The organism is Erwinia tasmaniensis Et1/99, assembly GCF_000026185.1.
GTDB classification, from domain to species: domain Bacteria; phylum Pseudomonadota; class Gammaproteobacteria; order Enterobacterales; family Enterobacteriaceae; genus Erwinia; species Erwinia tasmaniensis.
Genome location: NC_010694.1, coordinates 2,149,461 through 2,167,831 on the forward strand (window position 1 = coordinate 2,149,461; position 18,371 = coordinate 2,167,831).

18 protein-coding genes are annotated in these 18,371 nt (G+C 39.5%); 2 read left to right on the forward strand and 16 right to left on the reverse strand.

The window, feature by feature from the left end; genetic code table 11:
- Nucleotides 1-30: 30 nt before the first annotated feature.
- The 16 genes from ETA_RS19950 to ETA_RS10665 all read right to left on the reverse strand — a co-directional run bounded on the left by ETA_RS19950 (nt 31) and on the right by ETA_RS10665 (nt 16,433).
- Nucleotides 31-1,149, reverse strand: a complete 1,119-nt coding sequence (locus ETA_RS19950) for a hypothetical protein (RefSeq protein ID WP_157861796.1) — start codon at nt 1,147-1,149, stop codon at nt 31-33.
- Between the two features lie 46 nt (nt 1,150-1,195).
- Nucleotides 1,196-3,100 carry a type III secretion system translocon subunit SctE gene (sctE, locus tag ETA_RS10595; RefSeq protein ID WP_042958936.1) on the reverse strand — a complete coding sequence of 635 codons (1,905 nt, stop codon included), beginning with the start codon at nt 3,098-3,100 and terminating at the stop codon, nt 1,196-1,198.
- 11 nt (nt 3,101-3,111) lie between these two features.
- Nucleotides 3,112-3,654: a SycD/LcrH family type III secretion system chaperone gene (locus ETA_RS10600; RefSeq protein ID WP_042958938.1), complete on the reverse strand. Its 543-nt coding sequence runs from the start codon at nt 3,652-3,654 to the stop codon at nt 3,112-3,114.
- A 162-nt stretch (nt 3,655-3,816) separates the two neighbouring features.
- Nucleotides 3,817-4,926, reverse strand: a complete 1,110-nt coding sequence (locus ETA_RS10605; RefSeq protein WP_012441628.1) for an EscU/YscU/HrcU family type III secretion system export apparatus switch protein — start codon at nt 4,924-4,926, stop codon at nt 3,817-3,819.
- Between the two features lie 6 nt (nt 4,927-4,932).
- Nucleotides 4,933-5,703 (reverse strand): type III secretion system export apparatus subunit SctT, encoded by a 771-nt coding sequence (sctT, locus tag ETA_RS10610; RefSeq protein ID WP_042959318.1) that lies wholly within the window; start codon nt 5,701-5,703, stop codon nt 4,933-4,935.
- Nucleotides 5,704-5,716: 13 nt separating this feature from the next.
- Nucleotides 5,717-5,971, reverse strand: a complete 255-nt coding sequence (gene sctS, locus ETA_RS10615; RefSeq protein ID WP_042958939.1) for a type III secretion system export apparatus subunit SctS — start codon at nt 5,969-5,971, stop codon at nt 5,717-5,719.
- Entirely contained in the window at nt 5,968-6,636 is a 669-nt protein-coding gene (locus ETA_RS10620; protein WP_407919832.1) for an EscR/YscR/HrcR family type III secretion system export apparatus protein, read from the reverse strand. Before ETA_RS10620 ends, sctS begins: the two co-directional genes overlap by 4 nt.
- Nucleotides 6,626-7,555, reverse strand: coding sequence for a FliM/FliN family flagellar motor switch protein (locus tag ETA_RS10625; protein WP_012441631.1), 930 nt, complete (start codon nt 7,553-7,555; stop codon nt 6,626-6,628). Before ETA_RS10625 ends, ETA_RS10620 begins: the two co-directional genes overlap by 11 nt.
- On the reverse strand, nt 7,552-8,430 hold the full coding sequence (locus tag ETA_RS10630; protein WP_042958941.1) for a SpaN/EivJ family type III secretion system needle length determinant: 879 nt from the start codon (nt 8,428-8,430) through the stop codon (nt 7,552-7,554). The genes ETA_RS10625 and ETA_RS10630 overlap by 4 nt, the downstream gene beginning before the upstream one ends.
- Complete coding sequence (locus ETA_RS10635; protein ID WP_012441633.1) at nt 8,411-8,872, reverse strand: hypothetical protein; 462 nt, start codon at nt 8,870-8,872, stop codon at nt 8,411-8,413. Before ETA_RS10635 ends, ETA_RS10630 begins: the two co-directional genes overlap by 20 nt.
- Nucleotides 8,856-10,151 (reverse strand): type III secretion system ATPase SctN, encoded by a 1,296-nt coding sequence (sctN, locus tag ETA_RS10640; RefSeq protein ID WP_012441634.1) that lies wholly within the window; start codon nt 10,149-10,151, stop codon nt 8,856-8,858. Before sctN ends, ETA_RS10635 begins: the two co-directional genes overlap by 17 nt.
- A 16-nt stretch (nt 10,152-10,167) precedes the next feature.
- Nucleotides 10,168-10,575 carry an InvB/SpaK family type III secretion system chaperone gene (locus tag ETA_RS10645; RefSeq protein WP_012441635.1) on the reverse strand — a complete coding sequence of 136 codons (408 nt, stop codon included), beginning with the start codon at nt 10,573-10,575 and terminating at the stop codon, nt 10,168-10,170.
- 20 nt (nt 10,576-10,595) lie between these two features.
- Complete coding sequence (locus ETA_RS10650; protein ID WP_042959319.1) at nt 10,596-12,641, reverse strand: EscV/YscV/HrcV family type III secretion system export apparatus protein; 2,046 nt, start codon at nt 12,639-12,641, stop codon at nt 10,596-10,598.
- A gap of 31 nt (nt 12,642-12,672) precedes the next feature.
- Entirely contained in the window at nt 12,673-13,797 is a 1,125-nt protein-coding gene (locus ETA_RS10655; protein ID WP_012441637.1) for an HrpJ domain-containing protein, read from the reverse strand.
- A 4-nt stretch (nt 13,798-13,801) separates the two neighbouring features.
- Entirely contained in the window at nt 13,802-15,580 is a 1,779-nt protein-coding gene (gene sctC, locus ETA_RS10660; RefSeq protein WP_012441638.1) for a type III secretion system outer membrane ring subunit SctC, read from the reverse strand.
- On the reverse strand, nt 15,573-16,433 hold the full coding sequence (locus ETA_RS10665; protein WP_012441639.1) for a helix-turn-helix domain-containing protein: 861 nt from the start codon (nt 16,431-16,433) through the stop codon (nt 15,573-15,575). The genes sctC and ETA_RS10665 overlap by 8 nt, the downstream gene beginning before the upstream one ends.
- Before the next feature lie 391 nt (nt 16,434-16,824).
- On the opposite strand from ETA_RS10665, the gene ETA_RS10670 reads away from it, so the two are divergent.
- Both ETA_RS10670 and sctF read left to right on the forward strand, forming a co-directional pair.
- A complete protein-coding gene (locus tag ETA_RS10670) occupies nt 16,825-18,117 on the forward strand; it encodes a PrgH/EprH family type III secretion apparatus protein (RefSeq protein ID WP_012441640.1) in 1,293 nt (430 codons plus the stop codon).
- Between the two features lie 40 nt (nt 18,118-18,157).
- The gene (gene sctF / locus ETA_RS10675; RefSeq protein WP_012441641.1) at nt 18,158-18,364 is read left to right on the forward strand and encodes a type III secretion system needle filament subunit SctF; all 207 of its coding nucleotides are present in this window, start codon (nt 18,158-18,160) and stop codon (nt 18,362-18,364) included.
- The last annotated feature ends 7 nt before the right edge of the window (nt 18,365-18,371 follow it).

An 18,371-nucleotide genomic window follows, 5' to 3' on the forward strand; every position in this document is an offset into this window, starting at 1 on the left:
GTATCCTCATCCCCTGATTTGATAATATGACTAACGCCCTGCAATCGAGGATACTGCGCTGTTATTATTCGCTATCCAGGCATCAACAAATTGATTGATTGCGGCCTGCGTGTCTTCTGCGCTTTTAGCTTTCTGTTTATGATTATCTGAAATTTCATGATGAACCTGTTGGCCAGACTTCAACACTTCGGCCTGATTCGTTTCTGCGGCAGCATTAACGGCGAAACCAGCTACAACAGTCTGCTGCCCCGCATGATTCACCTGATTAACCAGGTCAGTTTTAGCCCGAATTTGATAAGTCTTGTTGACGATTTTTTGATGATCGATCTGATGGTTAGCGGCTTCTTCGTGCAATTTAGTATGTGATCTGGCCATTTTCATCACCATCTCATCATCAGGGGTTTTACCGTCCTTATGTTGCTGTTGCAAATTTTTGGTAATACTTACCTGATTTTCTTGTGCCGCCGCATTTTTGACATTTGCAGCCTTCAGGTTTCCCTCGATAGAATTATGTTCTTTTTTTATCGCTTTACACATTGTCGCACCGCTGGCAACCTGTACACCAGAACCCACTATGCCTGATACAATTGCTCCAGAGAAATTCTGCTTAGCCGCAGCAATAACATGTTGACCGGCATTGACTGCAGTCGTCACCATTCGTCGAATACTCTCAGAAGACAATACGTTGAACACCGTACGTTCTATATTAGTCATGTGGACAACTAAATTACTCACCGACAACATTCCTAAATCGCCAAACATATTTTTAAATGAAGATGAACGGGGCAAAGGGGCTTGTGACGATCTGGGAGGTTTTATAACCTCTGTCGATAATTTTGCAATCTCTAAGCTGAAATCATCCCCACGAGATTTCGCAATTAGCTCAAGAGAATCAATATCACGAGTGTTTACCCTACTCTTTGTAGGACTTCGTACGTTGTTGATATTGATATTATTCGCAGAAGTCTTTTTCTGTATCGGGCTCGATAACTCAGGTCTATTTTCAGCGTCTGGATAACTGTTTTCATCCAAAAACTTAAAGATATCCTCGGTAATATTTATTTGATTCTGCTTAAGATGCCTGGGCACATCGTGGTCCAAGTTTGGTAATGATATTGTAGGGAAAACCGTCGCATTTACATGAGTCATATAGAGATTTCCTTTCTGAAGAGTTGATAATAACGAGAAGACAGAACTAGCCCGCCACATGGCTCATTTTATCGAGTATATATCTCCCGGCCTGCACCTGGTTTTCTGCTACCGTAGCAATATTCTCAATAATTTTTTTAACCATTCTAAGCCGTAGACTGAATGCATCAGTCGCCTGATTCATCAGACTGTCAAGCAGGTCCTGCATGGCAGAGTTTTTCATTAGTTTAGCTTGAGCTTTCGCGGCAATAACCATCATATCTGCCGCTTCGATATTGCCGGCGGACTTAATGACCGTGTTAATCATTCCAGCCCCCGTTACGGCAGCCTGACTATAGGTTGAAGCGCGCGCGGCTGTGACTTCATCTACATTGAAAGAACGAGAAAGTCCCTGGGTGATACGCTTAAACACCTGTCCTGCCGCACTGTCCATAATCTTTCTAAGTGATCCACTGGCTATATTGCTAGTGATTTTTTCCATCAGCACCCCACCAACTTTGCTGATACCAACACCAACAAGCATCACGCCAGCAATGACAAGTATAGCAACGGCCAGCGCCCCCATAATTTGACCTGCCATTTCGGCAGCGGCTTTGTCCGCACCGAATATACTAACGATTTCAGTAAAAGCATCAGCCAATAATTTCATCAGGGGCTGAATAATACTTTCCATAATCGGCTGCATGGCCTCCTGGATAAACGAATGTCCATTAATAGCCTGATTAATTTCATCTCCCAGCATAAGAGCAAGCCCCACCGTAGCGAAAGCCAGAGATGCGCCACCCGTAAATACTGCAGCGGCAATGCTGACTACGGTGATTATCCATCCAAGTGTCTTACCGACGCACCCCATCGTTTTCTGCATCTCCTCAGCCTTACGGATTTGAGTTTCATACTCCTGAGCTTTTTTCTCCGCGTCTTTTGCAGCGGCTTCAGATAACTTCTGTTTCAAAATGGATGTGGCCTTCAGGTCTTCCCCTGCATTTTGATTAATTAACTTCGACATTAAAGCGATAAGGAAAGTCAGACTGTTCGCATCCTCTTCACTTTCCTGATGGCGGATCAGAATGATGTTTTGCTGCTGTAGCGTTAGTGAAGCTATCAACGAGATTGCCTGGCCCATCGTGGTATTCAGCACCAATTTAGACAGGCTTTCTGACTGAATCGCGGGATTAAGCACGGCGGCCACGTAGCGTTGATGACTCTGTGTGATGCTGTTGAACTTTGATTGCGCAGCGACGAATCGACCCTCTGCTTCCATGAGTTGTTTTTGCAGCGATGCAGATATGGGGTCTTGGGTTTCAGCCTGATTAAGCAGATCGACAAGGGTATGCTGCGCGTCATCCAATGTGGATTGTGCTTTACCTATTTGCAACTGGAGGCCAGCATCCTGTGACCTCGCCTCTGCCAGCATGTCGGCTTTAGTCGTCCAGTCTAGTCCCTGGCTTTCTATGTCAGTAGCAAAGTTGGTATAGGAAAGCGTTGCTCCGCGTATCATTGCATTAAACGCGTGTAGTGTTGACGCCATTTTTTCCAGAGAGCTGTCCGCCGCTAACTGAGTAACTCTGCACAACAACGCGGTCATTTCTACGGAAGCGCTATATTTGTGTTGAGCTTCGTGAGCTGCAATCGGTTCACGCTGGCCAGCATTTCCCGAACGTGAAACATCAGCTGGAGTAGACAGGTGCGGAACATCCTGATGATTCAAAGGCACGCTTCCTGCATTGCCATACAGTGCATTACCTGCTTTTTCGAGCACGGAAGACAATTGCTCTGGCTGCAGAGAGCTAAGAGCCTCTCTGACTTGACCTATTCGTGGATATTCCCATAGCTGACGACGACTGCCAATGTGGTGTAATCGGTTAACGGCCTTTTTTGACTCTTCGTTGCTGACTTCTGATTCTGCCGAAAGATGAAGCGAGTTGTCAAAACTGTCTGAAGGTATATTCATTGTCATTCCCGTTAAATACTTTCATTTAGTGGACTAACTTCTGAACCATCGCTAATTTCATCCAGCGCTATAAGAATTGTTTGAGCTTTTTCTTTAAGTCGTAAAATCCGACATCGTTTAACCACTATCGAAAAACATTTTCGGGCCAGTGCTTCATTACGCAGCATTAAATTACATTGCCCTGCATAAAACATAGGACGATAATCTTCTTCTGCCAGAGAATAGGCTAAAGCATAGAAGTCAATGGCCTTTCTATACTCCTTTTTTAATTGATACACAGCGGCCAAGCCCATTGAATACTCCGAATTATAAAAATCATAAATGCAGAGAAATCTAAAAAGAGACTCTGCATCATCGAGCTTGCCATGATGATAGAAGTCGTATGCAATTTTATAAATATCATTCATTGTCTCAGTTGATACGCCCTGCACATCTTTAAGTGTCGCCCCGTTTTGAATTGCCTCGATAAGACTATCTGAGTATTCATCGAGCGGAATATCATTATTAAATTCGTCTTGCGGGGTCAAAATACGCTTGGTATTTTCATATTCCATTTACAACCTCGTAGATAACTTGCTTAATATTTAGCAGTAAGTGCAATTAACCCGAATGCAGACGGTGAAGTATACATTGTGCATCATACCTGGCATTAACGGGGCTTAGTACAAGAAAAGCGTACTTTTCATCTTGTATATGTTATATTTTTGAATTTTAAATTATGTGTCTCGCATATGACTTTCAGTCTTGTCCAGTTCGCTGAGCGCATCACCTCTTTCAATATCATCTCTTCCTATATCATCATTTTCTACCTGACGTAGCCAAATGAGGATTTCCATGACTAACATCAGATCGCGATCGTTCAGTGAAATAAAACTGTGCTGATAATAAGAACGATAAAGTCTACGCGTCAGAAAAATATTACGCACAACAGGAATACCAATTTTCTCTGCATACGAAATAGCAGACCTGGCCTTGAAGTTAGTCACTCGCAGCGCAATGAAAGGTAAAGGTGCTACATCAGGATTAAAGTAGATAGCTACCGCTATATGAGTGGGGTTTGCCATAACAACTGAAGAATTTCTGATAGCAGCTCTCTCTTCTCCGGATAGGATTTCCTGGTGAGCACGTCTCCTGGCATTTTTTATTTGCGGGTTCCCTTCAGTTTCTTTACGTTCTTGCTTTACCTCATATTTATCCATTTTGAGATCTTTAACATGAAGGAAATACTCTGCAATAAATTCGGCGCAAAGTACTAAAGCTCCCCAGGCAGCGAATACTGTCACCGCTTTCACCGTTAGCGATAGCATACTTACGATTAACTGAACAATACCTGCATTACGGATAGCTAAAATATTTTTCAGATCGCTATCAAGTAAACTATAACAGGTGCATATGAAGACGCCCAAATAGCAGACTGACTTGACGCACTCTTTTAACGTTCGAAGACTAAATATTTTTTTAAATCCCTCAACAGGATTCAGTGCTTTAAAGTTTAACTTCAACCCCTCACTGGCAATATTGAAACGAGTTTGCAACAACGTAGCGGCAATACCCGAAAGACAACAAATAGCAATAAACGGAAACACTAATTTTAAAAAAATAGATGTCATTTCCATGATGAAACCATCAATATTCAACGATTCACTATCATTCAGAACCCCAGTATAAAAAAAGATGAAATCATCAAAATTAACGCCATAGCATAAAAAATAACTGCCTGAGAGTAATATCACTGTAGTGGTGAAATCTTTCACCTTGAGAGTTTGTCCTTTTCTGGCAGAATCTTTGCGTTTTTTCTCAGTAGGAAGCTCCGTTTTTTGTGCCATAGATCATCACCCACTTGGAAAAAAAACATATAGGGAATTGATCGAGAAATATTTAAGCGGCTCGTCAGCTAAAGCATTTAACCCGTATAACAAAAAGATGATAAATGTAATGAAACTCTTTAAAGTGAGTGACAACGAGAATGCGTTCAGCTGTGGGCAATATCGGGCAAAAACTCCGAGCAATATTTCCGTGACCAGCAACACTATGATAACCGGCGCTGCCAGCATGATGCTACACTCAACCAATTCAACCAATAATTTCCCAGCTTTCGACCAATTAACTCCTGAGATATCATGACCCTGAGGTAAATACTGATAGCTTTTCATCAATGCATTCATTAGTAACAGCATTCCATTACTTGAAAAAAATATCATACCAAAAGAAAAATTGAAAAAAGCAGATAAAACGGAGTTTTGTCCGCCACTCAATGGATCGAAAATATCGTTTATGGTCGCCCCACGTTGGTTATCCAGAATGTCACCAAGCGCAATAACGATCCAGAAAGGAATGCATAAAACAGTTGCGAGAAGCAAGCCCATGAAACATTCTTCGACCAATACAGATATCAATCCCCGTTCAGTGACGATATCAGGTTCATAGCAGGGCCATAGACCAATGATAACGAGTGATATGATTGAGTTTTTAACTATCAGGTTGGATAAAATCCGGTCGCCCAGTATCGGAAGCAAATAGAAAACGATTGCCAGACGAGCATAAGCAACGACATATATCATGGCATTATGTTGAAAATTGAAATAAAGAATAATGAACATTATGAATTTTACCGCATCAGCCAAACGCCATGTCGAAAGCTTGTCTTGAAAAACTTAGCATCTCGGCAGAAAACCATTCTGATAACATTAAAAGACTGGCAAATACCGTAAGCATTTTTAAACCGAAAGGTAAGGTTTGTTCTTGGATCTGCATAACGGTCTGTAAAAGGCCAACGATAATACCTACTAAAGTAGCGAAAACAATAGGAACAGCAATGAGTTTTAATACGACAACAAGTGCTGTATTACTTATAAATAATGTATTATTCATGAGGTCATCAGATCGAGATATTGAGTGATCAGCCCCTTAGCCAATAAGGCCCAACCGTCCATTGCGACAAAGAGGATTAATTTAATTGGAATTGAAATAGTAACAGGACTCATCATCATCATTCCTAATGCCAGTAAAATACTGGATACCACCAGGTCTATGACAACAAAGGGAATATACAGGTAAAAAGCAATTCTGAAGGCGCTCTGTATTTCGCTTAGTGCATATGCTGGCATCAAGGTCAGTAAGGACAACTGGCTTAGTTCTTCATCAGGCACCCGGTCTTCGAGCGTAACTTCATTTCTGTGTTCAACATTATTGAAAAATAGAATCAGATTATGATCAGAATAACGCACCAGATATTCTCGATAGCTTTCTATCCCTTCATTCATCAACTGGGAAAGTGCCCCTCTTTCGTTAAAGTCTAAACTTTTGGCTTCTATATAGCCAGAAATGCGCTGGCAAACCGGCATCATGACAAAAGCAGTAAGTACAAGCGCGACACCATTGAGTGTCAGATTTGAGGGTACCTGCTGTATACCTAGTGCATTGCGCATCATAACCAGGACAATCGAGAACTTTATAAAACAAGTCCCTCCTGCTATGATGAATGGCAGTAAGGTGAAAAAAGAGAGCAGTGCAATTAATGAAATTTCATTGTTCAACATCGGGAATGTCCATTTCATTCGTTAAATCTTTGTTGATCTGATTTATTTCCACCGCCAGATTTCCACTCTCGAGTGCCACCAATTCTCCGCGCGCAAAAAACTTTTTATTTAAATATATCTTAACCCTTTTTTCCGCATCCTGATTTAAGGGTAAGATCATCCCTGGGTGAATGGCATCCAATTCTGTGAGAGTATAAGACTTGCTGTCGAGAACAAACTCAATTTCAACAGAAAGATCTGACCAGCTAAATAACTTTTCTTCCTCATCACGATAGTGATCTTCATAATCAGTTAATTTATCCAGCACAACAATCTCCTTTTTGTCAACAAAATCCAGAATGAATATTTTCTTTGACCCAATTTGCAAATAACCTGATTGATGCTGAATGAGCAATAGATCGCCTTTAGCAACATCAACCACTTTTATTACTGGCAACTGACTATATCCCAAAATAACATCAATAACGAAGGGAATGCCACATTTCCTCAAGTACAGAGTATTAATAAGTGAATTATGACTCTCTAACCATTCATGGCATAAAAGTGGGTATGGCCGTGCAGGCAGAGAAAGAACTTCACTGGGTAAATTCTGAGGCGGTAGTTTTATCCCCTCCATTTCCCATATTTCAGAGCCGATTAAGAACGTAAGTTGCAAAGTTTCGAGCAATCTCCTTATGTAGTTCAATGGCACCAAGTGCCACGGAATACCGGGAAGTTCATAATCTGACTCTTGTAACCACATATCCACATTAAGCAGTGCTGTATTATATACTCCATCTTTATTATAAAGAGAGAGACTAAGGTAGCGCACCGATTGCTCAAGTTCTGTTATTTCACTACCAGGATGATGAATTTTGAGTAACTCAGTACCACATTCTATTTCCTTCCTCAGACGTAAATGAGTACGTAAGTTCATTCTTCCTCTTCTTCTGCATGAGGGTGTTCACGTCTGTTCTCTTTTTGTTGCTGCATGAGAACATCGGGTATAAGGTGCAGCTTACTGTCTATGTTTTTAGAAAGCGCATCAGCTACACGTATATCAGAGGGCGTGAGCTTAACCATGCCATCGCTGCTAAATTCTGTGGGCAGTGATACTCTTACAAAATGATCGCCATTCCAGCGTTGGAATTGATATTCAAGTTCGCAATTTTTAGTTGAATTTAACTCAACGCCGGGGTCTCCGGTGGAGATTGATTTTCTTATAAATTGTTGAGTATTGCTCAATGTCTGGTGAAGCGCTTCGCCATTGATAATATTTTTTTTATCCGCTGATAGCATATCTTCATGAAGAAGAGACACTGGAGAATATAGCCTGGCACCAGCAACCTCATCTTTATCTTGAAAGTGCTGGGCATACTCATCCGGCTTTAACAAACCGGTTGAAATTATCCGTGATGTATCGAGGCTCTCACTGTTTTCCTGTTTCAACTTATTTTCGATCGGTGAGCCAGGATTTATTTTCTGCTGTACCAAAAGAGATTGAGTTATGCGATAAAAAATAGACTTTTCAGCGTTTTCACTATTCTTCATTGGCTCTAGAAACTTGAGTTTTTCTTGTGATGATAAGTGTCCCACCACTCCACCAGTCGTGTTATTACCACCACCACCAAGAGAACGCTCAAAGAAAATTTGAAAACAATATGCCTGTGTAAAAGAGACTTCGCACTGGGCGAGTTCATTCTGTTTCGATTTTTTCTGCCTGTTGAGTATGGACATAAAAGATTCACCGTCAGATACCCCGACGTTTTCTAATGATAAAATTTCATTTATTTTAATGCTTTGCTCTACCATATAAAAATGTCTCATGATGTTCGTGTTCAATATTGTTTTCACTGCGAACAATAAATTTCACATGCTGCTTGTGAAAGTAGCCGAAAAGTTTATAACTTTTTTTTTCTAAAGCGTTTCTTACATTGACCCCTTCCTGCAGCATCTGCTCATTTTCAGCTTTATTATCTTCAAGCCTTTTTATCTCATGAGATAGATATTGCTGTTGTGATAACAATACACCCTGTCGTCGTATGTTTTTATAGATATCAGTCCTGTGAAACACCCCGCATGGTGTTAATGACTTTATTTCTTTATTGATTGAATTGTATCTTTCGTGTTTTTCCTCAAGTGATAAATTAATTTCAGATAGTGTTTTCTTAACCATAAAGATCTGACGCTCAACAGCAGTCTTCCTGTAATCTAAAAGTACCGTTAGCTGCCGACCTTTAGACCACGCATCCATACAACCTCTCCAGGCAGGATGAAATATCGACTTTCTCTTCCTGATCCTGTCTAAGAAACAATTCAATATCACCCGCTTTATCGAAAGCTATGTCATTATCAACATTTTCGCCGTAACGGTATTCACCAAGATCAATGTATAACTGCATTTCGCTTTTACGTTGTAGTAAAGAGCGAAAAACTTTCGCTAATTGCTGATGATTATCATCAGTGACTGATGAAAAAACCCTGCTAATACTTTGCAGAATATCAATAGCCGGATAGTGTCCTTTTGCAGCAAGTTTGTGGCTAAGATAAATATGCCCATCAAGAATTGAACGCACTTCGTCGCCAATCACATCAGCTTCTTCTTCGTTTTCGATTAATACTGTATAAAATGCGGTTATTGAACCGGTTATAAAACAACCTGGGCGCTCAAGTAGCTTCGGCAATGATTCAAAAACTGAAGCTGGATAACCCCGTCGCGCCGGCAACTCCCCCATACTCAAGGCAACATCACGCAGCGCCCGTGCATAGCGCGTTACAGAATCTATGAAAAGTAATACTTTTTTTCCTAACTCACTAAAGTATCCTGCAATACTTGATGCAACTTGTGCTGCGTTGGTGCGCTCAACAGAAGAGCGATCCGAAGTTGCATAAACGAGTATCACTTTTGCACGGCGTGAGGAAAGTTTCATGGATTCAACGAATTCAGTAACTTCGCGAACTCGCTCACCAATCAATCCTATGACGTAGACGTCAGCTTCGCAATGCGTAACGAGCATATTCATCAAAGATGTTTTACCACAGCCTGCAGCCGCAAAAATACCTATCCTCTGCCCCACACCACAGGTCAGCAGACCATCAATAGCCCGAATGCCGGTTATCAAGGGCTCAGCAATGGGTCTGCGTAAGGTAAAATCGAGCGGCGCTCTGCACGCAACGATACTTTTACTCTTAGTTAACGGATTAACAGACTGCTCATCGAAGCGCCCTCTGATCGCACCTGAAGCATCGATGATGGTGCCAATCAGGTCCTCATGAACATTAATACAAAATGGCTTTCCCGTGGGGAACAAAACATTCTCACAGGAAAATCCCAAATTATCTGTTAGCAGGCTCAAAAAAGTATTTTCATTGTTAAAACCCGTCACTTGGGCAAGCCCTAAGAGATCATCTTCAATTAACGATTTCTGAATTTCGCAAATTTCACCAATCTTAGTTCCCGGCAAGAATGCCTCAATAACACTCCCCTGGATACGCAGTGGATGTGCGAGACGGACTAACAATTGTGGATTCATCGTTAAAACCTCAAGGTTAAGCTAAAACATCGCGATAACTAAGCATGATAGTAAGATAAAGATCTAACACGGACAAAAAATCATCGGCAGATCCCAAGAACTTTTCCATGACTTTTGCACGTAATTCTAGCTGCCCGTCAACAGGGTATAAACAAGGTTGGCCTGTATAAAAGAATTCCTCATTATAATCCAGCATGATTGGCAGCAGGTTAATACTACAATAGGCTAACGAGGTAATATTATAGTCACAGAGTTTTGTCCAAAGCCATACATCATCATCGACACTTTTAATATGAATAGCCGGAATATTCTCTTTCATATTGAGAGATATAGTGGAATGATTCGATAAATCATCACTCAGAAATTCTGACATACCAGCATCTTTGAGCATAGTAGAAATTAATTCTGCAATATCATATTTCATTTGCACTCTCTCTTTTAATCTTACAATGACCCTATGACATCAATATCCACACTACTTGAAACCTCTGAAAATGAGAGCACGTCTAGTTCTGGATAAGTGCCTTCTATTAGAGCTTTAGTAAATCGTCTAATATCCATAGATACCATTAAGATCACATCGCGCGTATTTTCCCTATTTATTTGCAGACAGGATTCGAGACTCTGAATGATATTTTCAGATTCAGGAGGTGGTAGATTGATGAATGTACCCCCAGAGGTCTGGCGTATACCATCACGAATAATTCGTTCCATATCATGCGACATGACTAACGTCCTGATACGTCCATGATTTGCGAATTTGTTAGAGATATAGCGAGCCAACCCCCCCCGCACATGCTCAACTAACATAATAGGATCTTTCTCCTTAGTAGCCCACTGGACCAAAGCTTCGAGAATAAGTCGCATGTTTCTGATTGATATACGCTCTTTTAGCAGCCGCTGGAACACTTCGGTAATACGTTGAACCGTATTATTTCTGTAGCATTCTTTTAATAAATCAGGATATTTATTTTCGAGATCGTCAAGTAAAGTTTTAGTCTCTTGGATGCCGAAGAACTCAGCAATATTACGAACGAGTAATGTCGAAACGCATGAATAAAATTCGTCTATTGGACTGCGTAAATAAAAACCTAGTTTTATTGCAGTTTCATTATTTTTTTCTGGTATCCAATAGGTGATTCCTTGTGACGAGTTGACTATTTTAACACTCTCGTTTATCAGCTTGAGTTCATCACCCCGGAAGAGGATCCTGTGCATATCGGGAAAAAAGTCAAAAGTAGCAACCTGTATTTCATTAATTGCCACCGTCAGTTTCCCCTGTTCCGCACCTTCATCATAGATGATGATGAAATCAGGTAAGCGAACTCCATACTCTACAAAAAAAAGCTTCTTCAGTAATGAAGTAAAATTATTAGAAATAAAAAAATCTTCATACCCTGCCCAAGACCTGATAATCAATGGAACTGTTTCGGGGATATATTCTCCTCCAATGACGACAGGTTTACTTTTGACAGTAGTCTGGCCAGACTCATCCATACCAGATGCAGATACGCTTACTATTTTATTTTTTTTGTATTTTCCCTTCCAAAATATTCCCAGCAAAATCATCGACAACACGAAAAAAACGACGAAAGGGAAACCCGGCAGCAAACCCAACGACATAGAAAGAATCGCAGCGATAATCAAGTTTGACTTATTATTAAAAATATCCTGTAGGATCTTAGCACCAAGATTTATATTTTCATTATTGTTTACTCGCGTAACAATAAGGCCACCACTGATTGAAATCAATAAAGCCGGGATCTGTGCTACCAGGGCCTCGCCAATTGTGAGTGAAGAATAGACAGATAACGCATGATGGACATCCATTCCATTCTGCGCTACGCCAATAGCCAGTCCACCTACGAGGTTAACTGAAATAATGATAATTCCAGCTATAGCATCTCCCTTAATGAATTTCATGGCACCATCAAGTGCACCATACAATTGGCTTTCAGCCTCCAGTTCCCTCCGGCGTTGCCTGACTTCATTTTCATCAATAAGACCGGCTTTAAGATCGGCATCAATACTCATCTGTTTTCCTGGCATTGCATCCAAAGAAAATCGGGCGGCAACTTCAGCTATGCGTTCAGAACCTTTGGTTATAACGACAAATTGCACTATCGTAACAATAAAAAAGATAACTAATCCCACAACCAAACTATCTGCGATGACAAACTCCCCAAAGCTGGCTATGATTTCACCTGCATCAGCATCTGAAAGCACGAGACGGCTGGTACTAATTGAAATAGCCAGACGAAATATAGTACTGATCATTATCATCGATGGAAATGTTGAAAACTCCAGAATGCGGTTAATATAAAACGAACCTAGAAATATCATCAACGCCATAGTCAAATTAAAAGCAATAAAAAAATCGATTAAATACGTAGGCAGAGGGATGACCAGCATAACCACTACCATGATCATCATTAACAACACAATAAGTTCTGGGCGAATACTGAATTGAAAAATCAATTTTTTAAGTATATTCATTGATGATATTCAACATGTCTAATGGTTAGATTATATTAGTAACAAATCTTGCAGAAACCTGCCTTCTCTCTTTCGTATGAAGTGACTGCAACAATACAGAAAAAAACTCAACAGCCCTGTCACAACAGCCATAATCGGTATAAAGAAAGTTTGGAGTACTGCCGTAAACTTTGCGCAAGATCTGTATTAATATTGCCTGCTGTTTGACAATCAACTCAGACATAAAATCGTTGTGAAATTTATCATAATCAGCCCCTAACTTTTCAGGGTTGGTTAAACCAGTCAAAAAAAGTTTTAAAAAAAATTCTTCATTTTGTCTTGTTTTTTCACTTGCCATCATTGAACTGCATGTTAGATTTCTGAAATTTACGACCAGATCATTATCCAACGTGTGCAGCGTTCGTGCATTGCTAAGTCTGGTAGATAACGGTCCAAACTCATGTGAATGTATTCCTGGCTCGCTGGATTTTATGTCTGCTACTAGTGCAGCCAGCATAAATGACAGCATTAGTTTACGATTATGATATCCGAACTCATCAATCCATCCCTGATAGATAAACGTAGCGGGTAACTCAAGCTCAAGGAAACTCAAATAACTATTGCGAAGATCTTCAGGGGAAGGGCTATCACCATTGATGCACTGGCTAAAGCGCTTGGCAATAACACCAATATTAGCAGAAGAATGTAGTTTCTTTCGGTCACCGAATTTCACTATATCCTTTAGGGCATCTTTTATCTTTTTTTTCTGCCGTTCTGACATTTTTTTATTTAAAAGTAACTCACGTAATACCTGAATTAAATCCCAATCGTTGGAAAATAGATGACGCGAAAAGTTTAAAAAAGATGTACCAGATTGTATTTTCCCTACCTGAGTCATTATTGCATAAAGCTTTTCATCTACGTTATCTTCAAAGATTTCTAAAGCTGAATCATTATAGAAAGCATCATTTTTTCTGCCTGTCTTACTTGCTCTACCAAAAGTGCTGATAACGTCTGCTAACTCTTCTGCTGAATTGATTATCGACTCATCAAGGTTGATCAATTGAGCAGCATTATCGAGCACGTTAGAGGTAGGGAGAGAAATTTTTTTTTGTGAATTATCAGTGTGAGTTGAACTCAGACCCACGTGATTTGAAGGGTGAATTTCCATTATCTTATAACCCTTTTTTCGAATTCATCATTTCGCGCAATATTGATACAGTAGATTTTAAAGTCTGCTCTTCAACTTTGGTTATGAATCCGGGGATCGGATTATCATTTTTACCGTCTTTCCATGTTTCTCCTTCTGTCAACAACTCAGGATGGATAAGAAAGATTCGAACCATTTTTGTTTGGCTTTTATAGCTATAGTTAAATATTCTGCCTAAATAGGGTATGTCACGTAGTAATGGCACACCTATATTATGCTGTTCATCCTGATCTCGGCTATATCCCCCAACAAGCAAGCTATGTCCTAAAGGCACACGAGCCTCAGTACTGATTTGCGTGTTACTGGTCGTTGGCATGCTATCAAATTTGTCAGGCTCGCCCTGTGCATTGAGTGGGACTGTACCATCATGGATATTAAGGATCATCTCAATTTCCTGTTGGCCAGTTGCCAAACGTGGCAGTACACTTATCATCGTGCCATAGGTGATTTTTTCCAGTGAAGATGTTCTTTCACCAATAAGCTTGGCGTAAAAACTGCTATTATTATCAAATAGTGCCGGTACATTTTCCTGCGTCAAGATCTCTGGACGAGAAATAACCTGAGCCGAACCGGATTTGACTAAAGCGGAAACATCTGCAAGAAAGTGGATGCTATTTTCTGGCGTAAGGGAACTGGTATTGAATGTCACCCCTGTATTATTCACTTTTCCAGCACCGCTCCATTTTACACCTAATTCATTTATCTCTTTTTTAGATATATCAATTATCCACAGTGAAAGCTGGATCTGTCTTTTAGAAACATCAATAGCTTTCACTAAATCCTCTACAAAATTTACCTGTCGTTCGCTTCCCATCACAAGTAAACTATTTGTGTCTGTGTAGGCGACTATTCTTACAGCTTCGATATCTGCCGCAGACGGCCTCTCACTGCTGAACACGGAATCAGGGGAACTAAAGTCAGAGAGTTTTGGAATAGAATCGAATTGTGAATAATGCGTTTTTGATCTATCTTCCCCATCACTGTGTTCATCGATGGCTATCGCTTCACCCTTCACATTTAATACTTTAGTTGTATTACTCATTAGATTTTTTAAAACTGAAGCGATCCCTGGTATCGATACAGAGGTGTCTCTCTGCGTATAATTTCGATCATTCACAAACGTATTGTTAAGTTTTATCACTCGTACCGTCATTTCACCAGCACGGGGGTTTGAATAAGATGCATCAATATATTTAGCCGCAGCAGTAACAAGTTCTACATACACTGGTGGCCCAGAGATATAAAATGAAGCAGACAGCCCATCAGATCGCAATGGAAAACGAACGTCATATAATTCAGATGACTTTAAATACGCGACGAGCCGTTCGTAAGGTGCATGCATCAAACGAACAACTGTACTTTTTATTTCGTTGTTATCGTAGACGTATATTGAACTCCCATCATTATACCATACCAACCCAAGACGAGATGCCAACTTACTCAGCAGTGTTTGCGGATGGTTAAGATCAAAATTCCCCGTAACGCGCTTTTTTGCAGCTTGTGTGCTGACGATAATGGGTTTACGAATTTCTTCAGCGACTACATATAAAAGCTGCTGTACGCTATTGTCACTCGCTATGTAAATATTTTCTCCGTTGCGATATGCCTCTTCCACTCCAGACATTTTGCGATGTAGCATTCTCGTATCTTGCAATTCTGCTGATACGACATCAGCACATGCAAGAAAAAAAAATGATGACAATAATAATGCCAAAAAAAATTCTTTCGCAATCTTTTTACTCATAAAAACAACCTTGCAGATCCTTAAACTCGCGTGGTCGAATGCCAAATATTGATTTTATTTCACTCGAAAAATGCGATGAGGATGCATAGCCATTATTTCCAGCAATCGTCGCAATAGAACTATCATTGTCAATTAGCTGTAGAACACTATGTGAAGCCCGCCAGATACAAAGCTGTTTTTTTGGACCTTTAGTAAAAGTGTTGTGGCAAAGCTTTCTAAAATAAGACTCAGAGACCCCATAACTCTTGCTGGCATTGTAGAGTTTGCTGCTAGCACTTTCTTTATCTTCATTGAGCAGATAGGATAACAAAAAGTGGGAAATCCAGTAATTTTCAATTTTTCTCATGAAGGCAAAGAAATTTTCGATTCCACTATCGAGTGGCATTATTCTACTACCGATTAGCAACCCAATCAGGCAGCGTTTATTATTATTCACACTTGATATATAGAAGCGCTCAGTTTGCATTATAATAGATTTGTCACAGTAATTGTTCGTTTTCGAATGAATGATCCGACACGGATTAATCTGATAATCTAAAAATGAGATAAGTATTGCCACTTGAGGCATGGTAAGTTTTTCAAAATACCAGTCACCCGTTACCTTTATCCTCACTGTATCTACACTTGCTAACAAACTTGATTGATTTATTATCACCTCGTCACCACTATTTTTCAAAGTAAGAGCCATAAACGAAGCCGAGCTCATTGGACGTGCAAAAAGTAATGAGTTTTTTAAATCAACGATACCATTTTGTGAAACGACAACGGCCGGCTCTACCTTCTTTCTACTACTGTTGCTAAAGAATATTTTTTTTGAGCAGCATCGTTTTTTTTGGTAAAAAAAATCACCCATAAAGCCTCTATATAGTTACGTTGTTGCTTTGGAAAGTAATATGATGAATATTTGCAACACTAGCCCATATTCAAACTAAGGGTCAATACAGATAGATGTAATTAACTTTTTTATAAAATATTTTATAATTTTATAAAGAAAAATTAAAAAAAAACAATTGTGCTTGTCTGACTCGAACTGTACGATATTTTCTTTCGTGTAGAATAAAGAGAAGGAATTTATGAAAGATTTATTTATTTACTCACTTAAATAGTGTGCATTATTTATAAAAAAACACTTGCTTCAGAGGCATCTTCACAGCGAAGAATATGTTAATATCATGACCGTTCAATAGCGCTAAAGATGTTAATTATAAAAGGTCTATTTTACTTATAAATGTAAGACTTCTGCTATGACCAACAATATTGAAAAACCAATTACTACTGAGCACCTTAATGATCATAAGTCAAATTTCACATTGAAAGTTCTTTTTGGCCCTATGTTTGGCTGTGAGCTACACCTCACTGACGAAGATTATTTTTTTATAATAAGCTCTAAAAATTCATTACTGCCTGTAAAACCCGACTCGCCTTTGGAACACGCTCACTCTACACACTATACTCATAATACATTATATATTCCGTGTGATTATCCTGCCCCAAATATATTACTCCGGTTATCATCATTGTTTCATAATGAAAGAGGAAGTGTTGTTGGCATCGAGATCTATGACTCTTCTGAAATCTCTATCACTGAAATCTATGAGAATGAGGTTTTCGTACACGGGAATATTCTTTTTGCTTTCAAGCATAGTCAGGAAAAATGGTCTGAAGAAATAATAGGCTTTAAATCCCAGAATACGGCCATAAATAAAAACTCACTAAATTGTTATACTGGCGCTTCGAGAAAAAACTTTCGCAGCATCACATTTTCATTACCAATAATAATGATCACCTTATTAGTTTTGGTACTAATTTATTTATATAACCACTTTAATAACAACCAAAACCAAAAGGAGATTTTGAATCAGATAGTTTCAAGTACTTTAACACCAATTGCTATAGTAAGAAGCAGGGATGAACAGACCATCTTTGTTCTAGTATCACAAAAGCACGAGATGGAATGGTTGAAAAAAAAGATCCTGATACAGGTTGAAAAAAGTAGAATCATCCCTTTATGGATTGCTCAACAGAAAAAAACCATCGTTAGCCAACTTATTCAATTAGGCTATCCTGTATTGCAACTTGATTATAGTTTACCCCTGCACCCTGTTATCACAGTCCATGAAAAATTAAATAAAAATAAAGAAGATAGTTTAAAATCTGTTGTACTTGAAAAAATCCCTTACGCTATTGATACCGAAGTTTTATTCAAATCAAAAGAAATGTTATTAGCAGAGGCAAGAAAAGGCTTGGTTAACCTAAATATTCAGTTTCGCCAGATAGAGGCCGGTGCTGGGTACAGCCTAATCATTCGAGATGCTCCTAGCGATCTGATTTTGCACAGGTTAGGTGAGTTTATAGATAGTTTTCAACATAAATGGGGAACCGAAATTATAAACTTTTCAATAAATCAGGAAGAAGACTGGTTATTCAATAAATCTTACATTGATTCGAAAGATGGTTACCTTTTTTTAACACCTCGTCACTGGTACCTCCCACTACATTTAGGAGAAATGAGTCGTGAGCAATATAAGCAAAAATGAAACGTTCGAAGGACTAAAAGATAATTATTTTTTAGATAATATGTCGTCGGCATTCGAGTCAGGTGCAAAAAACATGATGTCAGAACTCCAATCAGCATTGGAAAAGCTGGAGGCCGACCCTTCCAATCCATCAGTACTGGCTAATTATCAGGCAAAGCTGCAGGAATATACACTCTTTCGAAGTGCTCAAAGCAGTACTATTAAAGCTTACAGCAGTATATGTAAAGATATTATCCAGAAATTCTGATCGTAAC

Excerpts from the sequence above, each read along its gene's own strand:
- ETA_RS10645 (WP_012441635.1), bottom strand. The coding sequence starts at position 10,575 with ATGAAATATGATATTGCAGAATTAATTTCTACTATGCTCAAAGATGCT.
- ETA_RS19950 (WP_157861796.1), bottom strand. The coding sequence starts at position 1,149 with ATGACTCATGTAAATGCGACGGTTTTCCCTACAATATCATTACCAAAC.
- ETA_RS10605 (WP_012441628.1), bottom strand. The coding sequence starts at position 4,926 with ATGGCACAAAAAACGGAGCTTCCTACTGAGAAAAAACGCAAAGATTCT.
- ETA_RS10655 (WP_012441637.1), bottom strand. The coding sequence starts at position 13,797 with ATGGAAATTCACCCTTCAAATCACGTGGGTCTGAGTTCAACTCACACT.
- ETA_RS10625 (WP_012441631.1), bottom strand. The coding sequence starts at position 7,555 with ATGAACTTACGTACTCATTTACGTCTGAGGAAGGAAATAGAATGTGGT.
- sctN (WP_012441634.1), bottom strand. The coding sequence starts at position 10,151 with ATGAATCCACAATTGTTAGTCCGTCTCGCACATCCACTGCGTATCCAG.
- ETA_RS10635 (WP_012441633.1), bottom strand. The coding sequence starts at position 8,872 with ATGGATGCGTGGTCTAAAGGTCGGCAGCTAACGGTACTTTTAGATTAC.
- ETA_RS10630 (WP_042958941.1), bottom strand. The coding sequence starts at position 8,430 with ATGGTAGAGCAAAGCATTAAAATAAATGAAATTTTATCATTAGAAAAC.
- sctC (WP_012441638.1), bottom strand. The coding sequence starts at position 15,580 with ATGAGTAAAAAGATTGCGAAAGAATTTTTTTTGGCATTATTATTGTCA.
- sctS (WP_042958939.1), bottom strand. The coding sequence starts at position 5,971 with ATGAATAATACATTATTTATAAGTAATACAGCACTTGTTGTCGTATTA.
- ETA_RS10600 (WP_042958938.1), bottom strand. The coding sequence starts at position 3,654 with ATGGAATATGAAAATACCAAGCGTATTTTGACCCCGCAAGACGAATTT.
- sctE (WP_042958936.1), bottom strand. The coding sequence starts at position 3,100 with ATGAATATACCTTCAGACAGTTTTGACAACTCGCTTCATCTTTCGGCA.
- ETA_RS10670 (WP_012441640.1), top strand. The coding sequence starts at position 16,825 with ATGACCAACAATATTGAAAAACCAATTACTACTGAGCACCTTAATGAT.
- ETA_RS10665 (WP_012441639.1), bottom strand. The coding sequence starts at position 16,433 with ATGGGTGATTTTTTTTACCAAAAAAAACGATGCTGCTCAAAAAAAATA.
- sctF (WP_012441641.1), top strand. The coding sequence starts at position 18,158 with ATGTCGTCGGCATTCGAGTCAGGTGCAAAAAACATGATGTCAGAACTC.